Source organism: Herminiimonas fonticola (genome assembly GCF_003293745.1).
Classification (GTDB): Bacteria; Pseudomonadota; Gammaproteobacteria; order Burkholderiales; family Burkholderiaceae_D; genus Oxalicibacterium; species Oxalicibacterium fonticola.
Window position 1 is genome coordinate 674,799 of sequence record NZ_PTLZ01000002.1, and the last position, 19,177, is coordinate 693,975.

Sequence of the window (19,177 nt, forward strand, 5' to 3'; positions counted from 1 at the left end):
TTTTTCGTTCGCTTAAGGTTCTCGGCGCATAATGCGTCACCGCAAAGGCCTACACTGCGTATAGCTCATCTACCGACAACGGTCTGGCATTTTGCCGATAAGCACGTTTTTTCAGAAAAGATTTAAACGATGCTTGCAGCAACTCCCTTAGCTCCCGAATACGTCAGCGAAATCTTGCGGCTGAATATCGGCGACGATTTGACCGAACACGGCTGGTCGCAGCAAAACTGCTTCCTGACGGAAGAGTTGACCATTGCTCTCGCCGCCGAATGCCATTTATTAAACGATGACGGCGCAATGAAATTGGCAGGCGTAGGGCGTGGCGACGACCAGGCAGTAAGACCAACGATACGCGGTGACCAGATTGCATGGCTGAAAGCCGGACAATCGATTGCCTGCGATCGCTATCTGCAAATCATGGAGAACTTGCGCGTCGCACTCAATCGCACGCTCTTCCTTGGCCTGGATGAATATGAAAGCCACTTCGCTTTTTACTCTCCCGGCGCGTCTTATCTGAAGCATCTGGATCGCTTTCGGGATGACGATAGCCGTACTGTTTCCGTCGTGATTTATCTCAATCCGGATTGGTTGCCAGAGCAGGGCGGTGCCTTGCGCCTGCACCCTGAAGGCAAATGTAGTGAAGACATTACGCCTACAGGCAGCCGGCTGGTGTTGTTCATGTCGGCCGACATGCTGCATGAAGTTTTGCCTGCGACGCGCGACCGGATGTCCTTGGCAGGGTGGTTCAGACGTCGCGTTTGAGCAAATCGAATGTCCAGAATGGACCGCAGCCAGCCTTCACGTTTCGCCAATATTTCTTTTTTTCCCTCTGAAACACCCTTAAATCCGTCGTCTTGAAAACGGAAAGAAGGTGCCGCCAGCACGTTTATTTTTAATATCGTACAATTGCGATATTAAATTCTAAGTAATACGATATTTGTTTCGGATTTCAACGAAACATGTCGAAAAGGAAATTTTATGGATAACGATGTCATACACAAGGCTTTAGCCAATCCGGTACGTCGCCAGATTCTGGCCTGGCTGAAAACGCCGGAAGTCTATTTCGCAGAACAAGAGCATCCGCTCGATTTTGGCGTCTGTTGCGGAATGATAGACAAGCGTAGCGGTTTGTCGCAATCCACTGTTTCCGCCCATCTGGCAACTTTGCAGGCGGCTGAGCTGGTGACATCGCGACGTGTCGGCCAATGGGTGTTTTTCAAACGGAATGAAGCGACGATTCAGGCCTTTCTCGAATCTATTCACGACGATCTGTAATGCTGATCGCCAAGCCCGAACACTCATCACAATATTCAAGAAAGACTGTATGCCTTTAGCCTTACTCATACTGGCGCTGAGCGCCTTTGCAATCGGCACCACCGAATTTGTCATCATGGGCTTGCTGCCTGACGTAGCGCGCAGCCTGTCTGTCTCAATCCCTAGCGCAGGCTGGTTGATCAGCGGTTACGCACTCGGTGTCGCGATCGGCGCTCCTATCATGGCGGTCGCAACAGCATCCTTCCCGCGCAAACGCGCCTTGCTGCTGTTGATGGGGATTTTCATCATTGGCAATATTCTGTGCGCGGTCGCAACTGACTACAACTTCCTGATGGTGGCACGCATCATTACCTCTCTGTGCCACGGCGCTTTCTTCGGCATTGGCTCTGTTGTCGCCGCAAGTCTGGTGCCGGAAAATCGCAAGGCTTCTGCAGTGGCTTTGATGTTTACTGGCTTGACGCTGGCGAATGTGTTGGGCGTCCCGCTCGGTACGGCACTGGGTCAAGTCGCCGGTTGGCAAATGCCGTTCTGGGCAGTTGCGGTACTCGGCGTGTTGTCGCTGATCGGTTTGTGGCGTGTGATGCCGGTGGGGCATGACGAAGAAAAAACAGATATCCGTGCCGAGATCGGTCAGTTGCGCAACGCAGGTTTGTGGGCGGCATTGGCGACGACCATGCTGTTTTCCGCTGCAGTATTTGCATTGTTCACCTATGTCGCTCCCTTGCTGGAAGACGTCACGCATGTGTCGCCACGCACCGTTACCTGGACGCTGTTCCTGATCGGCCTCGGTTTGACGGTCGGCAATTACATCGGTGGTCGCTTGGCTGACTGGCGTCTTGGTACTGCGCTGACCGGCATCTTTCTGGTGCTGGCCGTGGTCGGTGCAATCGTGCGCTGGACCAGCCCGTATTTGATTCCGGTCGAAATCAATTTATTCCTGTGGGCACTGGTGTCGTTCGCTGCAGTCCCTGGCTTGCAAGTCAACGTGATGATCTTTGGCAAAGCTGCACCGAATCTGGTGGCGACGCTAAACATCGGCGCGTTTAACGTCGGCAATGCACTTGGTGCATGGGTCGGCGGTTCGGTAATCGGTGCAGGTTTCGGCCTGCAGGCAGTTCCTTTGGCGGCGGCAGTGCTTGCGCTTGCCGCATTAGTGGCTATCCGTATCTCGCTGCATTTTGTACAACGCGCAGCGGGCGTTACGAGTGAGCCTGTTGTTGCAGTTGCATAAGCAGTACTTTTCCTAATTCTGAAGAAAGCATGTCATGACTACACTTTTTACTCCTATCAAAGTCGGCGATCTCGAATTGCCTAATCGCGTCATCATGGCGCCACTCACACGCTCGCGCGCAGTCGGCGGTGGTCGTGTACCGAATGCGTTGATGGCTGAATATTATGTACAGCGCGCATCTGCCGGTTTGATCCTGAGCGAAGCAACCGCGGTCACGCCACAAGGCGTCGGCTATGCAGACACGCCAGGCATCTGGTCCGACGAGCAAGTCGCCGGCTGGAAGTTGGTGACAGATGCAGTCCATAAAGCAGGCGGTTTGATTTTCCTGCAACTGTGGCACGTAGGTCGTATTTCGCATCCACTGTTTTTGAACGGCGAATTGCCGGTTGCGCCAAGTGCGATTCAGCCAAAAGGCCACGTCAGCATCGTGCGTCCGCAAGTTGAATACGTCACGCCACGTGCACTCGATCTGGCAGAAATTCCAGGCATCGTTGCCGCTTATCGCAAAGGTGCAGAGAACGCCAAGCTGGCCGGTTTCGACGGCGTAGAAGTACATGGCGCAAACGGCTATTTGCTGGATCAGTTCCTGCAAAGCAGCACCAATCTGCGCACCGACATCTACGGCGGTTCGCTAGAAAATCGTGCGCGTTTGATGCTGGAAGTGACCGATGCATGTATCGACGTATGGGGCGCATCGCGCGTTGGCGTACATCTGGCACCACGCGGCGATTCTCATGATTTGAGCGATGAAAATCCGGCAGCAACCTTCGGCTATGTTGCAACTGAATTGGGCAAGCGCGGCATCGCATTCATTTGCTCACGCGAATCGGTAGGTGACAATCGCATTGGACCTCTGCTGAAAAAAGCCTTCGGTGGCGTCTACATTGCGAATGAAAAAATGGACAAGGAAACGGCTGAACAAGTCATCGCGAGCGGTGAAGCGGATGCGGTAGCCTTTGGTAAATGGTTTATCTCCAACCCTGATTTGCCACGTCGCCTGAAAGACAATGCACCGCTCAATCCGTCACGTCCGGAAACCTTCTACAGCCCGACGGCAGAGGGTTACACCGACTATCCTGCGCTGGCTTGATGATGTGAATGAATGTGTATTCAAGTGTGCATATGATTTTTGATTCGATCATATGCAGCTTGAATATCACGATTCGATTTACGATCCGATGCTAAAGACACGCCGGCTCGCTGGCGTGAGCAAAGCATGATGTTGCGGATTCTTGCGCAGATAATGCACGAGAAATCCGCAAATCGGCACGACGCTTTTTCCTATCTCTCCCACATGTTCCATCGCCTTGCTGGCGAGTAGAGAACCCAGTCCTCTGCCTGCAAGCGCAGGCAAGACTTCTGTGTGCATGATCATGCACACTTCATCAAAGACGTAGTAATCCACAAAGCCGATGACACGATTGTCGTCTATCCATTCGTAACGCTGGATGATGGTGTCTTCTTGTGGTGTCGCGCGCTTCATGCCTTGATCAAAGAGACGGTCTTTCAATTTGGTAGGGATATACTAATCATCATGAGATGATACATCGGTCTAACAGACTCACTTGGAGAAGGAAGATGCCGAATTTTAATGCGAATGTCAGCAAGTTGGCACGCCAACCTGAGGATTGCAGTCGCGTGCTGGTTGCTGCGCTGGAATCAGGCGATATTGAAACCTCGGTTGCCTTGTATGAGACTAGCGCAGTCCTGTTCAAAAAATCAGGTGAAGTGATGACAGGGCTGGATGCTATACGCGAAAACAATGCTGGCGTGATCGCACTGAAGCCGAAGTTCACGATCGCATTTATCACTGCGACCTTGAGTGGCGACGGTACGCTGGCGACAAATCGGATGAAGGCGGAGCTGGCGTTTACCAAACCAGATGGGCAGTTGGTAAAAACGAATGTGGATACGCTGGAAGTGCTGAGAAAGCAGGAAGATGGATCGTGGCGTTACATCATCGACGATCCGTACGGCAGTATGCGTGCAGGCATGAAGGATCGCTAGTTCGGCTAGCGGAATCCTTATGCCTGCATCGCGGGATTACGCTTTCGGTTTTTTTCTGCTGTCCAGGAATTTGCTCAATTCTTGAATACGCGTTTCTGTATGCAAGCGCATGCAGCTGTAATACTCAACATCTTTCAAGCTGCTGCCAGTGTTGTAGACGCTGATGGTTTTGCAATCCTGCTCGACAAATCCGCTCCACGCCTGCTGCGCAATCTTCAATTGTTTTTTGACGGCTGGATAAGGAATGCCGTCAATATCCTTGTTTGGCATTTGAGCTCTCAGCGCCTTGTAGGTGCTATCGAGTTTATCGCTGGATTTTTTATATTCTGCTTTTACGCAAACACCCATTTCCTGCGCTGAACCCTTGCCTATGCAAGGATCAACCTGCTGTGCGAATGCGGAAAATGAGAGCAAGGTGAGGAACAGCAAGGTGATTTTTTTCATTTTGTATTTTCGAAAAGAATGAATAAGAGTGGCGTCACGTTTGCGTAAGCTTGGTGTCAGCTAACGTGCACGGATTTGCAGGGATAGCTTGCTTCATATTTTCATCAACGTCAATAAAGGCAATCGCTCTCTGCCTAAATTACTTCATCGCTGCTATACCTTCAAGCGATAACCGGTTTTGAAAATGTACCAGACCGCAAACAGACACAAGCTCAGGAATACCAATGTCATCACCATACTGACCACGACGCTGACGTCCGACACGCCATAAAAACTCCAGCGAAATCCGCTGATCAAATAAACCACCGGATTCACCAGCGCGATTTTTTGCCAGACCGAAGGCAGCATGCTGATCGAGTAAAAACTGCCACCAAGGAAGGCGAGGGGCGTCACGATCAGCATCGGAATGATCTGCAGTTTCTCAAAGCCGGTTGCCCAGATGCCGATGATGAAACCGAACAGGCTGAATGTCACTGCAGTCAAAATCAGGAAAGTGATCATCCAGAATGGATGTGCGATTTCAAATGAAACAAACAGTCGCGCCGTCGCGAGTATCAATACGCCGAGGATGATGGATTTGGTCGCTGCTGCGCCTACGTAACCGATCACGATCTCTACATAAGAAATCGGTGCAGAGAGGACTTCATAAATGGTGCCCGCATACTTGGGCATGAAGATGCCGAAGGATGCATTGGAAATACTCTCCGTCATCAGCGCCATCATGATCAGGCCCGGGACGATGAATGCGCCGTAACTGACGCCATTCACTTCAACCATGCGTGAACCGATAGCTGCGCCGAATACGACGAAGTACAGTGAGGTGGAAATAACCGGCGCGGCGATGCTTTGCATCAGTGTGCGCCAGGTGCGTGCCAGTTCGAATTGATAGATGGCGCGGATTGCGTAAAGGTTCATGATTGTCTTCTTAATCTTTGCTATGTACTAAACTGACGAAGATCTCTTCCAGCGAACTTTGGCTGGATTGCAGATCCTTGAAATCGATACCGTGTTCGCCAAGTCGCTTCAACAGTTCGCCTATGCCGGTCTGTTCGCTTTGCGCATCGAAGGTGTAAATCAATTCGTTGCCGTCGTCTGTGAGCTCCAGTTGCGAGCTGGCGAGTTCTGCCGGTATCGCTGCCAGTGGACGTTGCAGATGCAAACGTAGCTGCTTCTTGCCGAGCTTGGCCATCAGTGCCGCTTTATCCTCGACCAGAATGATTTCACCTTTGCGAATCACACCTATGCGATCGGCCATTTCTTCGGCTTCTTCGATATAGTGCGTAGTGAGGATGATCGTGACGCCGCTTTCACGCAGGCCACGTACCATTTCCCACATGTCGCGCCGCAACTCGACGTCAACGCCGGCTGTCGGTTCATCGAGAAACAGAATTTGCGGTTCGTGCGATAGCGCCTTGGCAATCATCACGCGTCGCTTCATGCCGCCTGACAAGGAAAAAATCTTCGAGTCTTTCTTGTCCCACAGGGATAGCGAGCGCAAGACTTTTTCAACATGCGCATGATCTTTCGGTTTGCCGAAAATACCGCGGCTGAAATTGACGGTCGCCCACACGGTTTCAAACGCGTCAGTGGAAAGCTCCTGCGGTACCAGTCCGATCTTGCTGCGCGCAGCACGATAGTCGGCCACGATGTCGTGACCGTCCGCCAGTACCGTGCCTGTGCTTGGATTGACGATGCCGCAGATGATGTTGATCAGCGTGGTCTTGCCAGCGCCGTTAGGGCCTAGCAGGGCGAAGATTTCACCGCGACGTATGTCGAGATCGATTCCCTTCAGTGCCTGAAAACCGGATGCATATTGTTTGGTCAGGTTCTTGACCGAAATGATGGATTGCAAATTAGCCCCGCATAAAATCCGATGGCATAGATTGTAGTGCGTATGCTGTTCTGATGCTTTTGGTCGATTACTTCAATTCAAGCATCCTTGTAATTTTTCCGTCAGGACGTCGTCAGTCATATCAAGTATCCTTCGTTGCTGAATATCACCGCGACAGTCTTTGTCGCGCGATCCACCGCCTGTTTGTACTCGTCTTCTGCACATGAATCAAAAAATAACACCATCGACCGCTTTGCTGCTCACGATTGCACCGCTTATGTGGGCTGGTAACGCAATCGTAGGCAGGTCGGTGAACGGCCTTGTGCCACCGATTACTCTGAATTTTTTCCGCTGGTCGATTGCCGCATTGATTTTGCTGCCGTTTGCGACCTGGATATTCCGTCGCAATAGCGCGCTGTGGACGCATTGGCGGCGTTTTTCCTTGCTGGGCTTGCTTGGCGTCGGACTGTATAACTCCCTGCAATACCTCGCCTTGAAAACTTCATCGCCGATCAATGTCACTTTAGTCGCGGCCAGCATGCCGGTCTGGATGCTGATGATAGGTTCACTGTTTTTCGGCGTGCGTGTGTCGTTCAAACAATCCATCGGTGCAGTGATGTCGATTGCCGGCGTATTGCTGGTGTTGAGTCGCGGCGAGCTGCGCCAATTGCTGGCCTTGCGTCTGGTGCCGGGCGACATCTTGATGATACTGGCGGCGATTGTCTGGTCTTTTTACAGTTGGTTGCTGACCTTGCCGAAAGATCCGGTCGAAATCAAATCGAACTGGATTGCCTTCATGCTGGCGCAAGTGGCCTTCGGTGCAGTGTGGTCGGGTGCATTTGCCGCAGCTGAATGGAGCATAGGCGCTCAAGACATCGCTTGGGGCTGGCCACTTATCGCAGCTTTGGTCTTTGTCGCGATCGGCCCGGCCATCATCGCCTTGCGTTGCTGGGGCATAGGCGTGCAACGCGTCGGCCCGACCATTGCCGGATTCTTCAGTAATCTGACGCCGCTGTTTGCTGCGCTCATGTCATCGGCCTTCCTGGGTGAAGTGCCACATCTTTATCATGCGTTTGCTTTCGCGCTGATCGTTGGCGGGATTGTGGTTTCTTCACGCCGCTGAACGCGCTTGTTTTTTGACCATGTCTTTGCCTGCGTGCAGCGGCATGGTAAGCATTCCCTGCATCCTTTGAAGTAGCTCTAGCCTCGCTAAAAGACTATGCTTGATCCAGGCGATCGAGTATCTGCGTTTATCAGTTGTCATTTTTATTTTGATAACAAATTCATTATTCGTAAAAATATATTTCATTAGTAAATTATATTTGAGTAAAATAGATTCATCCTTGCTACGGATTTACTTACGCATCATGAAAAAACAGATGACTTGGTTGGCTCTTTCCTGTGTGACCGCGCTGCTTGGCGCGTGTGCCGACATGGGCAATATCAAACCGCAAGCCCGTCAGATGGATGCAAATACGCTGGATGGTGGCAAGCAGTTGGCGGTTTCGAATGCTGCAATCGCGGCGCAATGGCCGCAACAGGAATGGTGGCATGCCTATGGTGATCCGCAACTCAATAGCCTGATTGCGACTGCGCTTGCGGATAATCCAAGCTTGCATATCGCGGAAGCGCGCGTGCGTCAGGCGCAGGCTTTTGCCGGCATGGCCGAATCTGCAACCTTGCCTGCAGTTGGTGCATCGACTTCGATGACACGTCAACTCTTCTCCGAACACGACTTTATTCCGCCACCGGAGGCCGGTAACTATGCCTGGTACAACCGTGTTGCGGTAGAAGCGACTTACGATCTCGATTTGTGGGGCAAACAGCGTCAGGCCCTGGCCGCAGCACTGGATGAAGTGAAAGTCGCCGCTGCCGAATCGCAGATGGCGCGACTGGCGCTGGAAAACAATATCGTGCGCAGCTATGTGCAGCTTTCACTGCAATTCACTTTGAAAGACATGGTTGAAGATACGCTGTCGCATCGCGAAAAATCCCTGCATGTCATGCGTCAGCGTCTTGCTGCAGGTTTGGCGACTGAAGTCGATCTCACGCAACTCGAAGCTGCAGTACCGCCTTTGCATATACAGATAGAACAGCATGAGGAATCGATCACGCTCTTGCGTAATCAACTCGCCGCTCTCACAGGTAAAGGTCCGGCTGCCGGAGAGAAAATCACGCGCCCTACATTGATGCTCAAGAGCAATGCGTGGCTGCAGTTGCCGACTGCATTGCCGGCGGATTTGATAGGCCGTCGTCCTGATGTCGCTGCACGGCGCTGGGGCGTGGAAGCAGCCAGCAAGAAAATCGAAGTTGCCAAGGCGTCCTTCTATCCGAATATCAATTTGATGGCATTCATTGGTTTTCAATCGATAGGTTTCAGCAAATTCCTTAGCGGCGAATCGGCGATACGCGGATTCGGGCCTGCGATTTCTTTACCTATTTTCGATGGCGGTCGTTTGCGCAGCAATCTGGGTGTGCATACAGCCGAGTACGACATCGCGGTGGAAAGCTATAACGGCACCTTGATCCATGCTTTGGAAAACGTCGCCAGCACCTTGACCGTCGCGCAATCGCTGCAACAGCAAAAAGATCTGAACGATGGCGCATTGGCCACGGCAAGCAAGGCCCGTAATCTGGCCAGCAAAGGTTTTTCCGCTGGCATGACGGATTTCCTCGTGTTGCTGAATAGTGAAGTTGCCTTGCTGGCGCAGCAACAGCAGCAAGTGCAGATCACCGCCCGCATGATGGAAAGTCACGCAGCATTGATGCTGGCCTTGGGTGGTGGCTACAGCCCTGAACAAGTTGAAGCAACTGCTGCGTCTTCTCAGCAAAACGCGCAGAAAACGGAAAGCATGCAACAAAAAGGTAGGCAGCCATGAGTAATTTTGACAGTACCACTAGACGCATAGAGCGTTGCGGTGTTCGCATGCCGGATCATCCGAAGCAATTGGTGTCGCTGAGCCGTTTGGCGTATCACATACAAAAACGTATGCAGGACCAACTCAATGCGGTGATGAGAAATCATGGTTTAACCAGCGTCAGTTATACCGCGCTGATGGTGTTGTACGGCTCCGATGATGAAACGCAACGCGCATCCGACTTGGGCGAGGCCTGTTCCGAGAAACCGGCCAATTTGACGCGCATCTGCAATGATCTGGAAAGACAGGGCTTGATCAAACGTCGTTTCAGTCAGGAAGACAGACGCAGCGTCGATATCTCCTTGACCAGCGCCGGCCGCAAGTGCGTCGAGAAAGTGTCGCCTGAGTATTGGAAGATCTTGCAGTTAACTTACTCAGGTATCAATGCAAAGGATCTCTCCTTGCACGAAGCATTGCTTAGGCAGCAGTTGAACAACCTGGAAGAAAGCGCCTGAGTCGTGAGTACTGCTGCTGAATCCACGTCTGCAATATCTGATCCGGCAACGTCAGGGTCGGCACCACCGGCTGCATGGCATCGTCGTGCACGCGTGATTGCTCAGGATTGGATAGAGACAGAAGGGCAGCGTTGGGTCTTCGTATTGAAAACCATGCTGGCAGCTTTTCTCGCCTTGTGGATTGCATTTCGTCTCGGCTTCGATTCGCCGCGCAGTGCAATGATGACGGTCTTCATTGTTGCCTTGCCCAGCAGTGGCATGGCGCTGGAAAAAAGTATTTACCGTTTGCTTGGTACCTTGATCGGCTGTGCCGCAGCGTTGACATTGTTTGCCTTGTTTCCGCAACAGGCGCTGCTGCTTTTCATTGCACTCGCAGTGTGGGTGGGTTTGTGCACTGCCGGTTCGGCATTGATGCGCAATGCGCGTTCTTACGGTTTCGTATTGGCGGGCTACACCGCGTGCATGATTGCTGTGCCGGCGATAGACATGCCGCTGCATGTGTTTGATCTGGCCGTCTCACGGGTGACTGAAATCTCACTCGGGATCTTGTGTGCGGCATTGGTCAATGATGCGATTTTTCCCAAGCATCAAAGTGAGCAATTGGTGCAGGCCGTACGCAAGTTGTATCGCGACATCGCACAGTTGTTCCATGATGCGATGCAAGGACGTCTTAGCCCGGAACAATTGGAGCGTCAGCATCTGCAATTTGCAACTGAAGTAGCCGCCCTGGAGTTGGGGCGCGCTGCTGCTTTTTTTGAAGCGGGCGATGTCCGTACGCGTAATCAGCAACTGTACGCATTCAATTCTGCCGCGATGATAGGACTGACAACCTTCCATACCTTGCATCAACTGATGCAACGCCTGCGCGATCGCGGCGACATGCTGGTGCCGGATGTGATGCATCCTTTGTACGCCGCATTTTCATCGGCATTGATGGTGACGAATGCTCCGGCGCGCAATGCGGTCGAAGCTGGTGTGACGCGCGACAAGCTGATTGCATTGAATCAGGTTTTGCCGCAGCTGATTGCCGATACGCGTAGCGAATTTTTGCAGCATCCATTCAATGATCAGCAAAGGCTGGATCTGGATACGGCCCTGGAGTTGATGCAGCGTTTCAGCGACGAACTTTTCCAACTGGTTTCGATTTATCACGATCTGCCGAAACGACTGTCGAACATTCAAGAAAAGACTCAAACGAAAATACTGGCTTATAGCGCCAAGACGCCGCCCATGATTGCGATTGCGGCCGGCTTGCGCAGTGCCGCGGCCTTGCTGCTGCTGGCCCTTGCCTGGTATGGATTGAACTGGCCTAGCGCCAGCGGTGCAGTCATCATCACGGTTATTTTTTGCGGTTTGGCAGCATCATCGCCAGATCCTTCGACTTTGATACGTCAGACCACATTGGGCTTCAGCATCGCGCTTCCGTTTGCTTTTATCTGCGCTTTCTTCATGCTTAATCACGTGGAAGGTTATGCCATGCTGGTGCTGGCGATGTTGCCGTTTTTGATCGTTGGCGCGTACGTCAGTACCTGGCGCAAGGTGGCGGGGATAGGTATCGGTTTCAATCTGATGTTTGCGCAAATGATCTCGCCCGAGAATTTGATGCGCTTTGATGTTATCGATTTCATCAACTCAGGCATGGCGCAAATCATCGGGCTGATGCTCGCCGCCTTGATGTTCGCGCTGATCCTGCCTGAACACAAGCAGGGTTCGCGGCGGCATATTGCGGAAGCATTGTGGGATGAGGCCTGGCGTCTTTGTATCAGCGATGCACGCCATTTACGCCATCATTTTGAAAGCAGTGTGCGCGATTTGTTGAACCAGCTCAGCATGAGTATTCGCGGGACTGCCGATGCGGCGACGCGCATGACGCTGAATCAGGCAATCACGCTACTGGAACTCGGTCACGCGATTATCGATTTGCGTGACTTGAGCGCGCGTCTTGCAGCCGGGCACCCGGCACGGATTGCGAAGGAAAAATGTGTAGCGAGCCTGGCCGATTATTTCCGCCGGCCTCAAGCGGAGCAACGCGAACGCGCAATCGCCGAGACAAAAGCAGCTGGCAAGATGCTGCGCGAATTGTTATCTGATGGAAGCAATCTCTTGCCGCAAGAAACAGCACAACTGCAGCGTGCCTTGACGGATCTGCATTTGATCCATACCTCGCTGCTGGATCAATCATTGAGTAATTTTTCCGTAACAGCGGAATCGGAGAATGGAGCACTTCATGCCGCGTGAAATTGCCATATTCGGTGTGTTAATGCCGTCACTGTTAATCGTTTTTCTGGCGAGCGTGCTGATTCATATCGGTATCGACTGGTTGTGCGGCCACTTTGGCGTCTATCGACACGTCTGGCATCGTTCGCTGTTTCGTTTGTGTTTGCTGGTTTGCATATTCGGCGTACTTGCGCTCTTGATTTACTAAAATAATTTACTGAAACAAAGGATCACGCTCATGCGTACATCTGCCACTCTGCGCTACGTCATTACCGGCGTACTCTTGTTGATTGCCATTCTGTTCGGTGCCTACCTGTGGAATGACAATATGTATTCGCCATGGACGCGCGATGGTCGCGTCAAGGCGAATACCATACACATTGCACCGGATGTATCGGGCATCGTGACGAATGTTGCCGTGCACGATAACCAATTCGTGCACAAGGGTGATGTCCTGTTCAGCATCGACAAGCGTCGCTATGCGCATGCGGTGTCGCAGGCAGAAGCGACACTGGCGGCGCAACAGGCAGAGAGGGGCATGCGCAGCAAGGAAGCTGCACGTCGCAGCGGTCTGGACGCATCGATAGTCACCAGTGAAAATCGTGAAGCCGCGGCGTCGCTGTCGTCTATCGCTGGAGCAAAATATCAGGCTGCCGCGGCAGCGCTGGAAACCGCGCAACTCAATCTGGAACGCACCGATGTCAAAGCGCCGGTCGATGGTTACGTCACCAATCTGCATGTGTATGCGGGTGATTTTGCAGCGATAGGGATTCCGCAGTTGGCGGTGATAGACAGTAATTCTTACTATATCAGCGGCTATTTTGAAGAAACCAAATTGCCTTATCTGGCTGTGAACGACGTCGTTGAAATTCACTTGATGAGTGGCGGTGCGTCATTGAAAGGCCATATCGAAAGTATTTCCCGCGGCATTACCGATCGCGATGCAGCGACTGGTAAAGAATTGCTGGCTGATATCAATCCGACGTTCAACTGGGTGCGCTTGGCTCAGCGTGTACCTGTGCGCATACGGATCGATGATCTGGATAAAGAACACAAGCTGGTGGCCGGCACGACATGCACGGTGATCGTCAAGCCGGTAAAGAAGTAGGGTAACGTCGGATGTAAAGCTTAATGCCGACTCAGGCGTACCAGTTGCGCCTGCAAGCTCGCTATGCGATCCAGCAGATCCAATACCAGCGCAACCCCGGATGGATTGATTTCCATGTCTTCCGTCAATTGCTGTGCCAATTTTGCACGGCGTAACGAAGAGCCGGGGAATTGCCACTCTTGTGCCTGCTGCTCAATCGGTTCCAGTACGCCTTCCATTACCAGCGACCTGATCGTTTCTTCCGATGCATGCGATGCCTGGCACAGTTCAAACAAGGTCAGCTTAATGTCCTCTTCGACGATCTGGCAATCGAGATAGTTGCTCACTGTTTTGCTCATGATGAACGTCCTTATGAAAAGGCACGAGGATTGAAGGGAGCAGCGTCACGCAGCTTGCGATAAGCTTCTTTTGCTTGTTCAGTATCGGCGGGTGGCAAGACGATGTTCAGAACCACATACAGGTCGCCTGCTTCCTTGCCGGGTATCCCTTTACCTTTCAGGCGCAGCTTGCGGCCGGCAGCGGAATTGGGTGGAATGCTCAGCTCGATCGAGCCTTGCGGTATCGCTACCGTCAGGCTGGCTCCGAGTGCAGCTTCCCACGGTGCGAGCGGCAGATCGACATACACGTCGTGGCCATCGACGCGATAGCGCGGATGTGGACGAAAGACGATTTCCAGATACAGGTCGCCGGCTTTTCCTCTACCTATGCCGGGGCCGCCCTGACCAGACAGGCGCAAGGTTTGTCCGGAACGTATACCTTTTGGAATGTTGACGCTAAGAGTGCGATCCCTGGTGACCACATGGCCACTGTCATCGATCACCGGCATGCGCAGCGAGATATTACGTTCGGCGCCACGATAAGCGTCTTCCAGATCGATTTGCACTTTGGCATGATGATCCTCGCCTTGCGCATGCACATTGTGCCGTCGACCATGGCCAAAACCGGTTTGTCGGCCAAACATTTGCTCAAAGTATTCACCGAAGTCGGATACATCGCCGAACCCTGCATGGCCACCGCGACCGCCAAACTCAAAACCGGCATCCGCATTCGGTGGCGGCTGGAAGTCTTGTCCGTTTTTCCAGTTGGCACCAAGCTGATCGTAGGACGCGCGCGTCTCCGGATCTTTTAAAACCTTGTAGGCTTCGCCCATTTCCTTGAAGCGTGCTTCTGCATCCGCCTCTTTCGATACATCGGGATGAAGTTTGCGCGCCAGTTTGCGATAGGCGCTTTTGATCTGGTCTTGCGTCGCGTCGCGTTTGACGCCCAGTGTTTCGTAATAATCCTTGAATTTCATGACGGCAGCCTTGTGTCAGATTTCAGAGAAGATTCAATCGCCAGAATATCTACTCAGTAAAACTTATCCATATGATGCGTAGAAAGTCATTAAACGATGGTGCCGAATATTTTTCCTATGCCGGCGGTGGTCACCATTGCCAATGCGCCCCAGAATCCGACGCGTACCGCAGCACGCAATAGTGGTGCGCGGCCAGCACGCGCTGCCAGTAAGCCCAAGGCTATCAGGAACAGCAGTGAGGTCAATGCCAACGCAGGAATCAATAAATGTGCGGGTGCGATTAACACAGTCAGCAAGGGCAGCGCCGAGCCTACGGAAAAAGTGATGGCCGATGTGAGCGCTGCTTCAATAGGGCGTGCGGCAGAGGCTTCATGAATGCCCAGTTCATCGCGCGCATGTGCGCTCAAGGCATCGTGCGCCATTAATTGTTGTGCAACCTGTGCCGCCAGCTCCGGCGTTACGCCGCGTGTGACATAAATGGATGCCAGTTCGCGATGTTCCGCAAGCGGCTGTTCGTGCAGCTCTATGCGCTCGCGTTCCAGTTCAGCCTGTTCGGTATCGGCTTGCGAACTGACTGACACATATTCACCTGCGGCCATCGACATGGCACCGGCGACGAGCGCCGCAATACCGGTGATTAATAATTCATGACGCTCGACATTGGCGGCGGCGACACCCAGTAAAAGGCATGCAGTAGAAATGATGCCGTCGTTCGCACCGAGTACTGCTGCACGTAACCAGCCGATGCGACCGTTGAGATGACTTTCGGCACGATGATGATGCGGCATGCATGGCTCCCGTAGCGTTATGGCTGAATGGTAATGACACTCTAGCATCCTGACCATCTACATAACAATCACAGCAGTCTGAAAAATTGGAAAGGCCTGAATTTTCGCCATGCCCAGGCATTTAATTCGATATCGGGTGCATTGTCTGGGTCAATTTTGATCCATGTCAATTTGTTCGCAAGCTGCTTTGCTACAGTCGGTCAACTCTATTGCAAGCGAAGGATGATTGTGCCGGATATCGTATTCCCGAAATTGAAGCTGAAGAATAAATTGCTGCTCCCTATCGTACAAGGCGGAATGGGCGTGGGTGTTTCTGCGCATAGCCTGGCAGGTAATGTCGCAAAACTGGGTGCAGTCGGTACGATTTCCAGCGTTGATTTGCGTCGCCATCATGCAGATTTGACGAGGCAAACCGAGAAGTCGCGTGACAAGGCCGCGATCAACTCTGCCAATCTGATTGCACTTGACCGCGAAATCAAGGCGGCGAAAGAAATCGCAGCCGGCAAGGGCATGATCGCCGTCAATGTAATGCGCGCAGTCGCCGAATATTCAGCCTATGTGCGGCAATCGTGTGAGAGCGGTGCCGATGCCATCGTGGTCGGTGCCGGTTTGCCTATGGATTTGCCGGAACTGACAGCGGACTACCCCGATGTGGCCTTGCTGCCTATCTTGTCCGATGTGCGCGGCATTGCACTGATACTGAAAAAATGGATGCGACGCAATCGCCTGCCGGATGCCATCGTGATCGAGAATCCGCAATATGCAGCCGGCCATCTGGGCGCGGCCGGCCTCGATAGCGTCAACGATCCTCACTTTGCTTTTTCTATTGTGCTCGAAGGCACGCGGCAACTATTCAAGGACTTGGGCATAGAGCCTGAAAAAATCCCGCTCATCGTCGCCGGCGGCATACACAATCCGCAACAGGTAAGCGAATTGTTTGGCCTGGGCGCAAGCGCGGTGCAGCTCGGTACTGCCTTTGCCGTGTCGGAAGAAGGCGATGCGCATATCAACTTCAAGCATGTGCTGGCCGCTGCGCGACCGGAAGATATCGTTACCTTCATGAGTTGCGCCGGTTTGCCGGCGCGTGCAGTGAAGACGCAATGGTTGGTCAATTATCTAGGTAAAGAAGCCAAGCTGCAGGGTAAAGCCGGTCCCAAGGATTGTACGGTCGGTTTCGACTGCCTGCATCAGTGCGGTTTGCGTGACGGTATCGCCAAGGCAGGGCAGTTCTGCATTGATACCCAACTCGGCTTTGCATTGAAAGGCGATGTTGAACGTGGCTTGTTTTTCCGTGGCTCCGAGCCTCTGCCATTCGGCAATGCGATCCGCCCGGTACGTGAGCTGATTGATTATTTACTGAAGGGAGTCAATCCGATGCTTGCTGTAGCGAGCTGAACTTGAACGTCTGAAAGTATCGTCTCTTTTGGGAAAAGTCTTCTTGTCCTACATATCCTCGCGTCAAGTCTTGCATGACGACTTGTGCTGTCTGTTATATCCTCGACCACTATCGATAGCTGTTGTTGCTTGATTCCTGTCTCCTGCTCATTATGCGAGCGTGGAATTTTCAAGAAATGTCAGCGGAAATTCGCTTCGATATAGAGTTTCCATACGAGGATTAGTGTCATGAACGCACGCCGTAAAGTCTTACTGTGGGTCATATCCGGCTTGCTGCTGGCGTTCGTGATCGCTAGCATTAGCTTGTCCATGCTGGTGGACGGCAAGCACCTGAAAGAACTGGCGCGCGACAAGGCGCAGCAGGAATGGTCGCGTGATCTGACGATAGGAGACATAGCACTGCAACTGTTCCCGTATCCGCAGTTGCATGCAAAGCATGTCATGCTTTCCAATCCGGACTGGGCGCGCGACAAATACCTGATTGAAGCTGCGGATATGCAGGTGGAGTTCGCTTTCCTTCCTTTATTGACAGGGAAATTCGTCGTGAGCGGCCTGCATTTCGACGGATTGAAAACCAATTTCAATATTGCGAATGACGGTCGCCGCAGTTGGGACTTCCCGCGTGCGCAAGCCTCCTCGTCAATTTCCATGGCGCTGACAAGCTTGAATGCGAAAAATAGTCACATCCGCTTCCGTCATGCCGAAAATGAACCCAGGACATGGCAGGTACAAAATCTGCGTGTTGATGGTCATCAGAATTTGCATGATGTTGAGTTCGATATGCAGCTGGAGCGCGACCAGTATTTGCTGCAGCTCAACGGCAAGCTTGATGATCTTTCCTCTCTTGGTCAAGAAGGTGCCGTGACTAAGGGCGTTATACACGCCAAATCCGGACAGGCTTCCGCCACCATCAGCGGAAAAATGCCGCTCGATACTTCCCTGAGCAACTACGATTTGCTGGTGACCATCGAAGCACCGTCGACGCAGGAATTTTTTGGCTTCCTCGGTGTGAAGCAAGACACACCCGCACCATTGAAAGCTAGCGTTGCACTGCAGGCGGTCAATAGAAAAACCGACTTCAAGGATCTCAAGCTGCAATTGGGCAAGATGAATTTATCCGGCGAAGGCCAGATCAATCTTCGCGGTAAAACCCCAGTCTTTAGCGCGCAATTGCAAGCGGATCGTGTGGATATGATCCAGACTTTTCTCGATGCTGGACAGCCGCCATTGCCACCAAAGAAAGCCGGCCAGCTGTTTCGCGACAATCCGTTCGCCTGGCATTTGCTGGTCGCACTGAATGGGACGCAAGGCAAAGTCGATGCGAATATCGCCGCCTTGAAATTGCGCTCCGGGATTGAAGTGACAGATGCCAGCGCGAAGATGACGTTCAACGACGATCGCCTGACAGTCAATAAGTTTTCCGGGAAATTGCTGGGCGGTGCTGCGGCTGGCGACGCAGTTTTCAATGGCAGTCGAAAGACCGTTCAACTTAACTTGCAAATGGAAGATACGACGCTGGAGCAGTGGTTCAAGCAAACCGGGAAAAGTATCACTGTCTCTGGCGGCAAGATGAAGGTCGATGCAAAAATTACAGCACAGGGTACATCGATGAATGGCCTTGCCGCGTCAGTGACTGGCCCCGTTCATATTCAAATCGGTGCGGCAAAAATCTTTTCACCGAAAGCAGGGCAGGCTGAGTTTTGGCTGACCGGTTTGTTCTCGGCCAAGGATTCGGATCGCGTCGATCTATCTTGTATCAGTGCACGCTTGCCATTCCAGTCAGGGATGGCTGAAGGTGAAGGCATCGTCGGCGCTCGTAGCGACGTAAGCCAGTTGCTGACACGTGGCAAGGTCGATATGCGCGATCAGACTCTGGATTTGCATGGCCGCGTGCGCGCACGTTCCGGCGTCAATCTGGGTGTTTCCACGTTTGCCAGCGAGGTCAAAATTACCGGTCAGATCGTCAAACCTGAAATGAGCCTGGATGAATCCGGTGCTGTCGGAGCCATCGCCCGAGTGGGTGCAGCTATTTTGACCAGCGGCCTCAGTGTCGTTGCAACCTCATTATGGGATGGCGCAAATCCCGAGTCCGATCCCTGCCATCAAGTCTTCTCAATCAAGGCAAAAGCCGCGAACGACAGGGATAAACGGCAATCGCCGAACTGAAACAGCGCATTTGATGGAATAGAAGTGAAACAAAAGCTATGATGTCGG

The 19,177-nt window shown here is 52.5% G+C and carries 20 protein-coding genes; 13 read left to right on the forward strand and 7 right to left on the reverse strand.

Annotated elements, in window-relative coordinates:
* Positions 1 to 129 precede the first annotated feature (129 nt).
* The 4 genes from Hfont_RS10520 to Hfont_RS10535 all read left to right on the forward strand — a co-directional run bounded on the left by Hfont_RS10520 (position 130) and on the right by Hfont_RS10535 (position 3,596).
* A complete protein-coding gene (locus tag Hfont_RS10520) occupies positions 130 to 762 on the forward strand; it encodes a 2OG-Fe(II) oxygenase (RefSeq protein WP_112992320.1) in 633 nt (210 codons plus the stop codon).
* A 216-nt stretch (positions 763 to 978) separates the two neighbouring features.
* Positions 979 to 1,275: an ArsR/SmtB family transcription factor gene (locus Hfont_RS10525; RefSeq protein WP_112992321.1), complete on the forward strand. Its 297-nt coding sequence runs from the start codon at positions 979 to 981 to the stop codon at positions 1,273 to 1,275.
* Between the two features lie 49 nt (positions 1,276 to 1,324).
* Entirely contained in the window at positions 1,325 to 2,506 is a 1,182-nt protein-coding gene (locus Hfont_RS10530) for an MFS transporter (protein WP_112992322.1), read from the forward strand.
* Positions 2,507 to 2,540: 34 nt separating this feature from the next.
* Positions 2,541 to 3,596 carry an alkene reductase gene (locus Hfont_RS10535; protein WP_112992323.1) on the forward strand — a complete coding sequence of 352 codons (1,056 nt, stop codon included), beginning with the start codon at positions 2,541 to 2,543 and terminating at the stop codon, positions 3,594 to 3,596.
* 78 nt (positions 3,597 to 3,674) lie between these two features.
* Here Hfont_RS10535 and Hfont_RS10540 read toward each other — a convergent pair whose 3' ends face one another.
* Positions 3,675 to 3,989 carry a GNAT family N-acetyltransferase gene (locus tag Hfont_RS10540; RefSeq protein WP_112992324.1) on the reverse strand — a complete coding sequence of 105 codons (315 nt, stop codon included), beginning with the start codon at positions 3,987 to 3,989 and terminating at the stop codon, positions 3,675 to 3,677.
* Between the two features lie 95 nt (positions 3,990 to 4,084).
* On the opposite strand from Hfont_RS10540, the gene Hfont_RS10545 reads away from it, so the two are divergent.
* Complete coding sequence (locus tag Hfont_RS10545; RefSeq protein ID WP_112992325.1) at positions 4,085 to 4,513, forward strand: YybH family protein; 429 nt, start codon at positions 4,085 to 4,087, stop codon at positions 4,511 to 4,513.
* Between the two features lie 36 nt (positions 4,514 to 4,549).
* On the opposite strand, the gene Hfont_RS10550 is transcribed toward Hfont_RS10545, so the two are convergent.
* The 3 genes from Hfont_RS10550 to Hfont_RS10560 all read right to left on the reverse strand — a co-directional run bounded on the left by Hfont_RS10550 (position 4,550) and on the right by Hfont_RS10560 (position 6,809).
* Positions 4,550 to 4,957, reverse strand: a complete 408-nt coding sequence (locus Hfont_RS10550) for a lysozyme inhibitor LprI family protein (protein WP_112992326.1) — start codon at positions 4,955 to 4,957, stop codon at positions 4,550 to 4,552.
* A gap of 153 nt (positions 4,958 to 5,110) precedes the next feature.
* Positions 5,111 to 5,872, reverse strand: a complete 762-nt coding sequence (locus Hfont_RS10555) for an ABC transporter permease (protein WP_112992327.1) — start codon at positions 5,870 to 5,872, stop codon at positions 5,111 to 5,113.
* 10 nt (positions 5,873 to 5,882) lie between these two features.
* Positions 5,883 to 6,809 (reverse strand): ABC transporter ATP-binding protein, encoded by a 927-nt coding sequence (locus Hfont_RS10560; RefSeq protein WP_206604470.1) that lies wholly within the window; start codon positions 6,807 to 6,809, stop codon positions 5,883 to 5,885.
* 202 nt (positions 6,810 to 7,011) lie between these two features.
* On the opposite strand from Hfont_RS10560, the gene Hfont_RS10565 reads away from it, so the two are divergent.
* The 6 genes from Hfont_RS10565 to Hfont_RS10595 all read left to right on the forward strand — a co-directional run bounded on the left by Hfont_RS10565 (position 7,012) and on the right by Hfont_RS10595 (position 13,486).
* Entirely contained in the window at positions 7,012 to 7,911 is a 900-nt protein-coding gene (locus tag Hfont_RS10565; RefSeq protein ID WP_112992329.1) for a DMT family transporter, read from the forward strand.
* A 244-nt stretch (positions 7,912 to 8,155) separates the two neighbouring features.
* The gene (locus Hfont_RS10575; protein ID WP_112992331.1) at positions 8,156 to 9,667 is read left to right on the forward strand and encodes an efflux transporter outer membrane subunit; all 1,512 of its coding nucleotides are present in this window, start codon (positions 8,156 to 8,158) and stop codon (positions 9,665 to 9,667) included.
* Positions 9,664 to 10,161 (forward strand): MarR family winged helix-turn-helix transcriptional regulator, encoded by a 498-nt coding sequence (locus Hfont_RS10580; protein WP_112992332.1) that lies wholly within the window; start codon positions 9,664 to 9,666, stop codon positions 10,159 to 10,161. Before Hfont_RS10575 ends, Hfont_RS10580 begins: the two co-directional genes overlap by 4 nt.
* A 3-nt stretch (positions 10,162 to 10,164) precedes the next feature.
* Entirely contained in the window at positions 10,165 to 12,399 is a 2,235-nt protein-coding gene (locus Hfont_RS10585) for an FUSC family protein (protein ID WP_112992333.1), read from the forward strand.
* On the forward strand, positions 12,389 to 12,586 hold the full coding sequence (locus tag Hfont_RS10590) for a DUF1656 domain-containing protein (RefSeq protein ID WP_112992334.1): 198 nt from the start codon (positions 12,389 to 12,391) through the stop codon (positions 12,584 to 12,586). Before Hfont_RS10585 ends, Hfont_RS10590 begins: the two co-directional genes overlap by 11 nt.
* Positions 12,587 to 12,616: 30 nt before the next feature.
* Positions 12,617 to 13,486, forward strand: coding sequence for an efflux RND transporter periplasmic adaptor subunit (locus Hfont_RS10595; RefSeq protein WP_112992335.1), 870 nt, complete (start codon positions 12,617 to 12,619; stop codon positions 13,484 to 13,486).
* 20 nt (positions 13,487 to 13,506) lie between these two features.
* Here Hfont_RS10595 and Hfont_RS10600 read toward each other — a convergent pair whose 3' ends face one another.
* The 3 genes from Hfont_RS10600 to Hfont_RS10610 form a co-directional block, all read right to left on the reverse strand.
* Entirely contained in the window at positions 13,507 to 13,824 is a 318-nt protein-coding gene (locus tag Hfont_RS10600) for a chaperone modulator CbpM (protein ID WP_112992336.1), read from the reverse strand.
* A gap of 11 nt (positions 13,825 to 13,835) precedes the next feature.
* The gene (locus Hfont_RS10605; RefSeq protein ID WP_112992337.1) at positions 13,836 to 14,780 is read right to left on the reverse strand and encodes a DnaJ C-terminal domain-containing protein; all 945 of its coding nucleotides are present in this window, start codon (positions 14,778 to 14,780) and stop codon (positions 13,836 to 13,838) included.
* Positions 14,781 to 14,869: 89 nt separating this feature from the next.
* The gene (locus tag Hfont_RS10610) at positions 14,870 to 15,568 is read right to left on the reverse strand and encodes a VIT1/CCC1 transporter family protein (RefSeq protein WP_112992338.1); all 699 of its coding nucleotides are present in this window, start codon (positions 15,566 to 15,568) and stop codon (positions 14,870 to 14,872) included.
* Positions 15,569 to 15,790: 222 nt separating this feature from the next.
* Here Hfont_RS10610 and Hfont_RS10615 point away from each other — a divergent pair, with 222 nt between their 5' ends.
* The gene (locus Hfont_RS10615; RefSeq protein ID WP_112992339.1) at positions 15,791 to 16,963 is read left to right on the forward strand and encodes an NAD(P)H-dependent flavin oxidoreductase; all 1,173 of its coding nucleotides are present in this window, start codon (positions 15,791 to 15,793) and stop codon (positions 16,961 to 16,963) included.
* A 228-nt stretch (positions 16,964 to 17,191) separates the two neighbouring features.
* A complete protein-coding gene (locus tag Hfont_RS10620; RefSeq protein WP_112992340.1) occupies positions 17,192 to 19,129 on the forward strand; it encodes an AsmA family protein in 1,938 nt (645 codons plus the stop codon).
* Positions 19,130 to 19,177: the final 48 nt, after the last annotated feature.

Bases quoted from the DNA above. Each gene is read 5' to 3' on its own strand.
- Hfont_RS10555 (WP_112992327.1), bottom strand. From the start codon at position 5,872: ATGAACCTTTACGCAATCCGCGCCATCTATCAATTCGAACTGGCACGC.
- Hfont_RS10610 (WP_112992338.1), bottom strand. From the start codon at position 15,568: ATGCCGCATCATCATCGTGCCGAAAGTCATCTCAACGGTCGCATCGGC.
- Hfont_RS10615 (WP_112992339.1), top strand. From the start codon at position 15,791: ATGATTGTGCCGGATATCGTATTCCCGAAATTGAAGCTGAAGAATAAA.
- Hfont_RS10565 (WP_112992329.1), top strand. From the start codon at position 7,012: ATGAATCAAAAAATAACACCATCGACCGCTTTGCTGCTCACGATTGCA.
- Hfont_RS10605 (WP_112992337.1), bottom strand. From the start codon at position 14,780: ATGAAATTCAAGGATTATTACGAAACACTGGGCGTCAAACGCGACGCG.
- Hfont_RS10620 (WP_112992340.1), top strand. From the start codon at position 17,192: ATGAACGCACGCCGTAAAGTCTTACTGTGGGTCATATCCGGCTTGCTG.
- Hfont_RS10550 (WP_112992326.1), bottom strand. From the start codon at position 4,957: ATGAAAAAAATCACCTTGCTGTTCCTCACCTTGCTCTCATTTTCCGCA.
- Hfont_RS10590 (WP_112992334.1), top strand. From the start codon at position 12,389: ATGCCGCGTGAAATTGCCATATTCGGTGTGTTAATGCCGTCACTGTTA.
- Hfont_RS10600 (WP_112992336.1), bottom strand. From the start codon at position 13,824: ATGAGCAAAACAGTGAGCAACTATCTCGATTGCCAGATCGTCGAAGAG.
- Hfont_RS10580 (WP_112992332.1), top strand. From the start codon at position 9,664: ATGAGTAATTTTGACAGTACCACTAGACGCATAGAGCGTTGCGGTGTT.
- Hfont_RS10530 (WP_112992322.1), top strand. From the start codon at position 1,325: ATGCCTTTAGCCTTACTCATACTGGCGCTGAGCGCCTTTGCAATCGGC.
- Hfont_RS10525 (WP_112992321.1), top strand. From the start codon at position 979: ATGGATAACGATGTCATACACAAGGCTTTAGCCAATCCGGTACGTCGC.
- Hfont_RS10535 (WP_112992323.1), top strand. From the start codon at position 2,541: ATGACTACACTTTTTACTCCTATCAAAGTCGGCGATCTCGAATTGCCT.
- Hfont_RS10520 (WP_112992320.1), top strand. From the start codon at position 130: ATGCTTGCAGCAACTCCCTTAGCTCCCGAATACGTCAGCGAAATCTTG.
- Hfont_RS10545 (WP_112992325.1), top strand. From the start codon at position 4,085: ATGCCGAATTTTAATGCGAATGTCAGCAAGTTGGCACGCCAACCTGAG.
- Hfont_RS10540 (WP_112992324.1), bottom strand. From the start codon at position 3,989: ATGAAGCGCGCGACACCACAAGAAGACACCATCATCCAGCGTTACGAA.
- Hfont_RS10575 (WP_112992331.1), top strand. From the start codon at position 8,156: ATGAAAAAACAGATGACTTGGTTGGCTCTTTCCTGTGTGACCGCGCTG.
- Hfont_RS10595 (WP_112992335.1), top strand. From the start codon at position 12,617: ATGCGTACATCTGCCACTCTGCGCTACGTCATTACCGGCGTACTCTTG.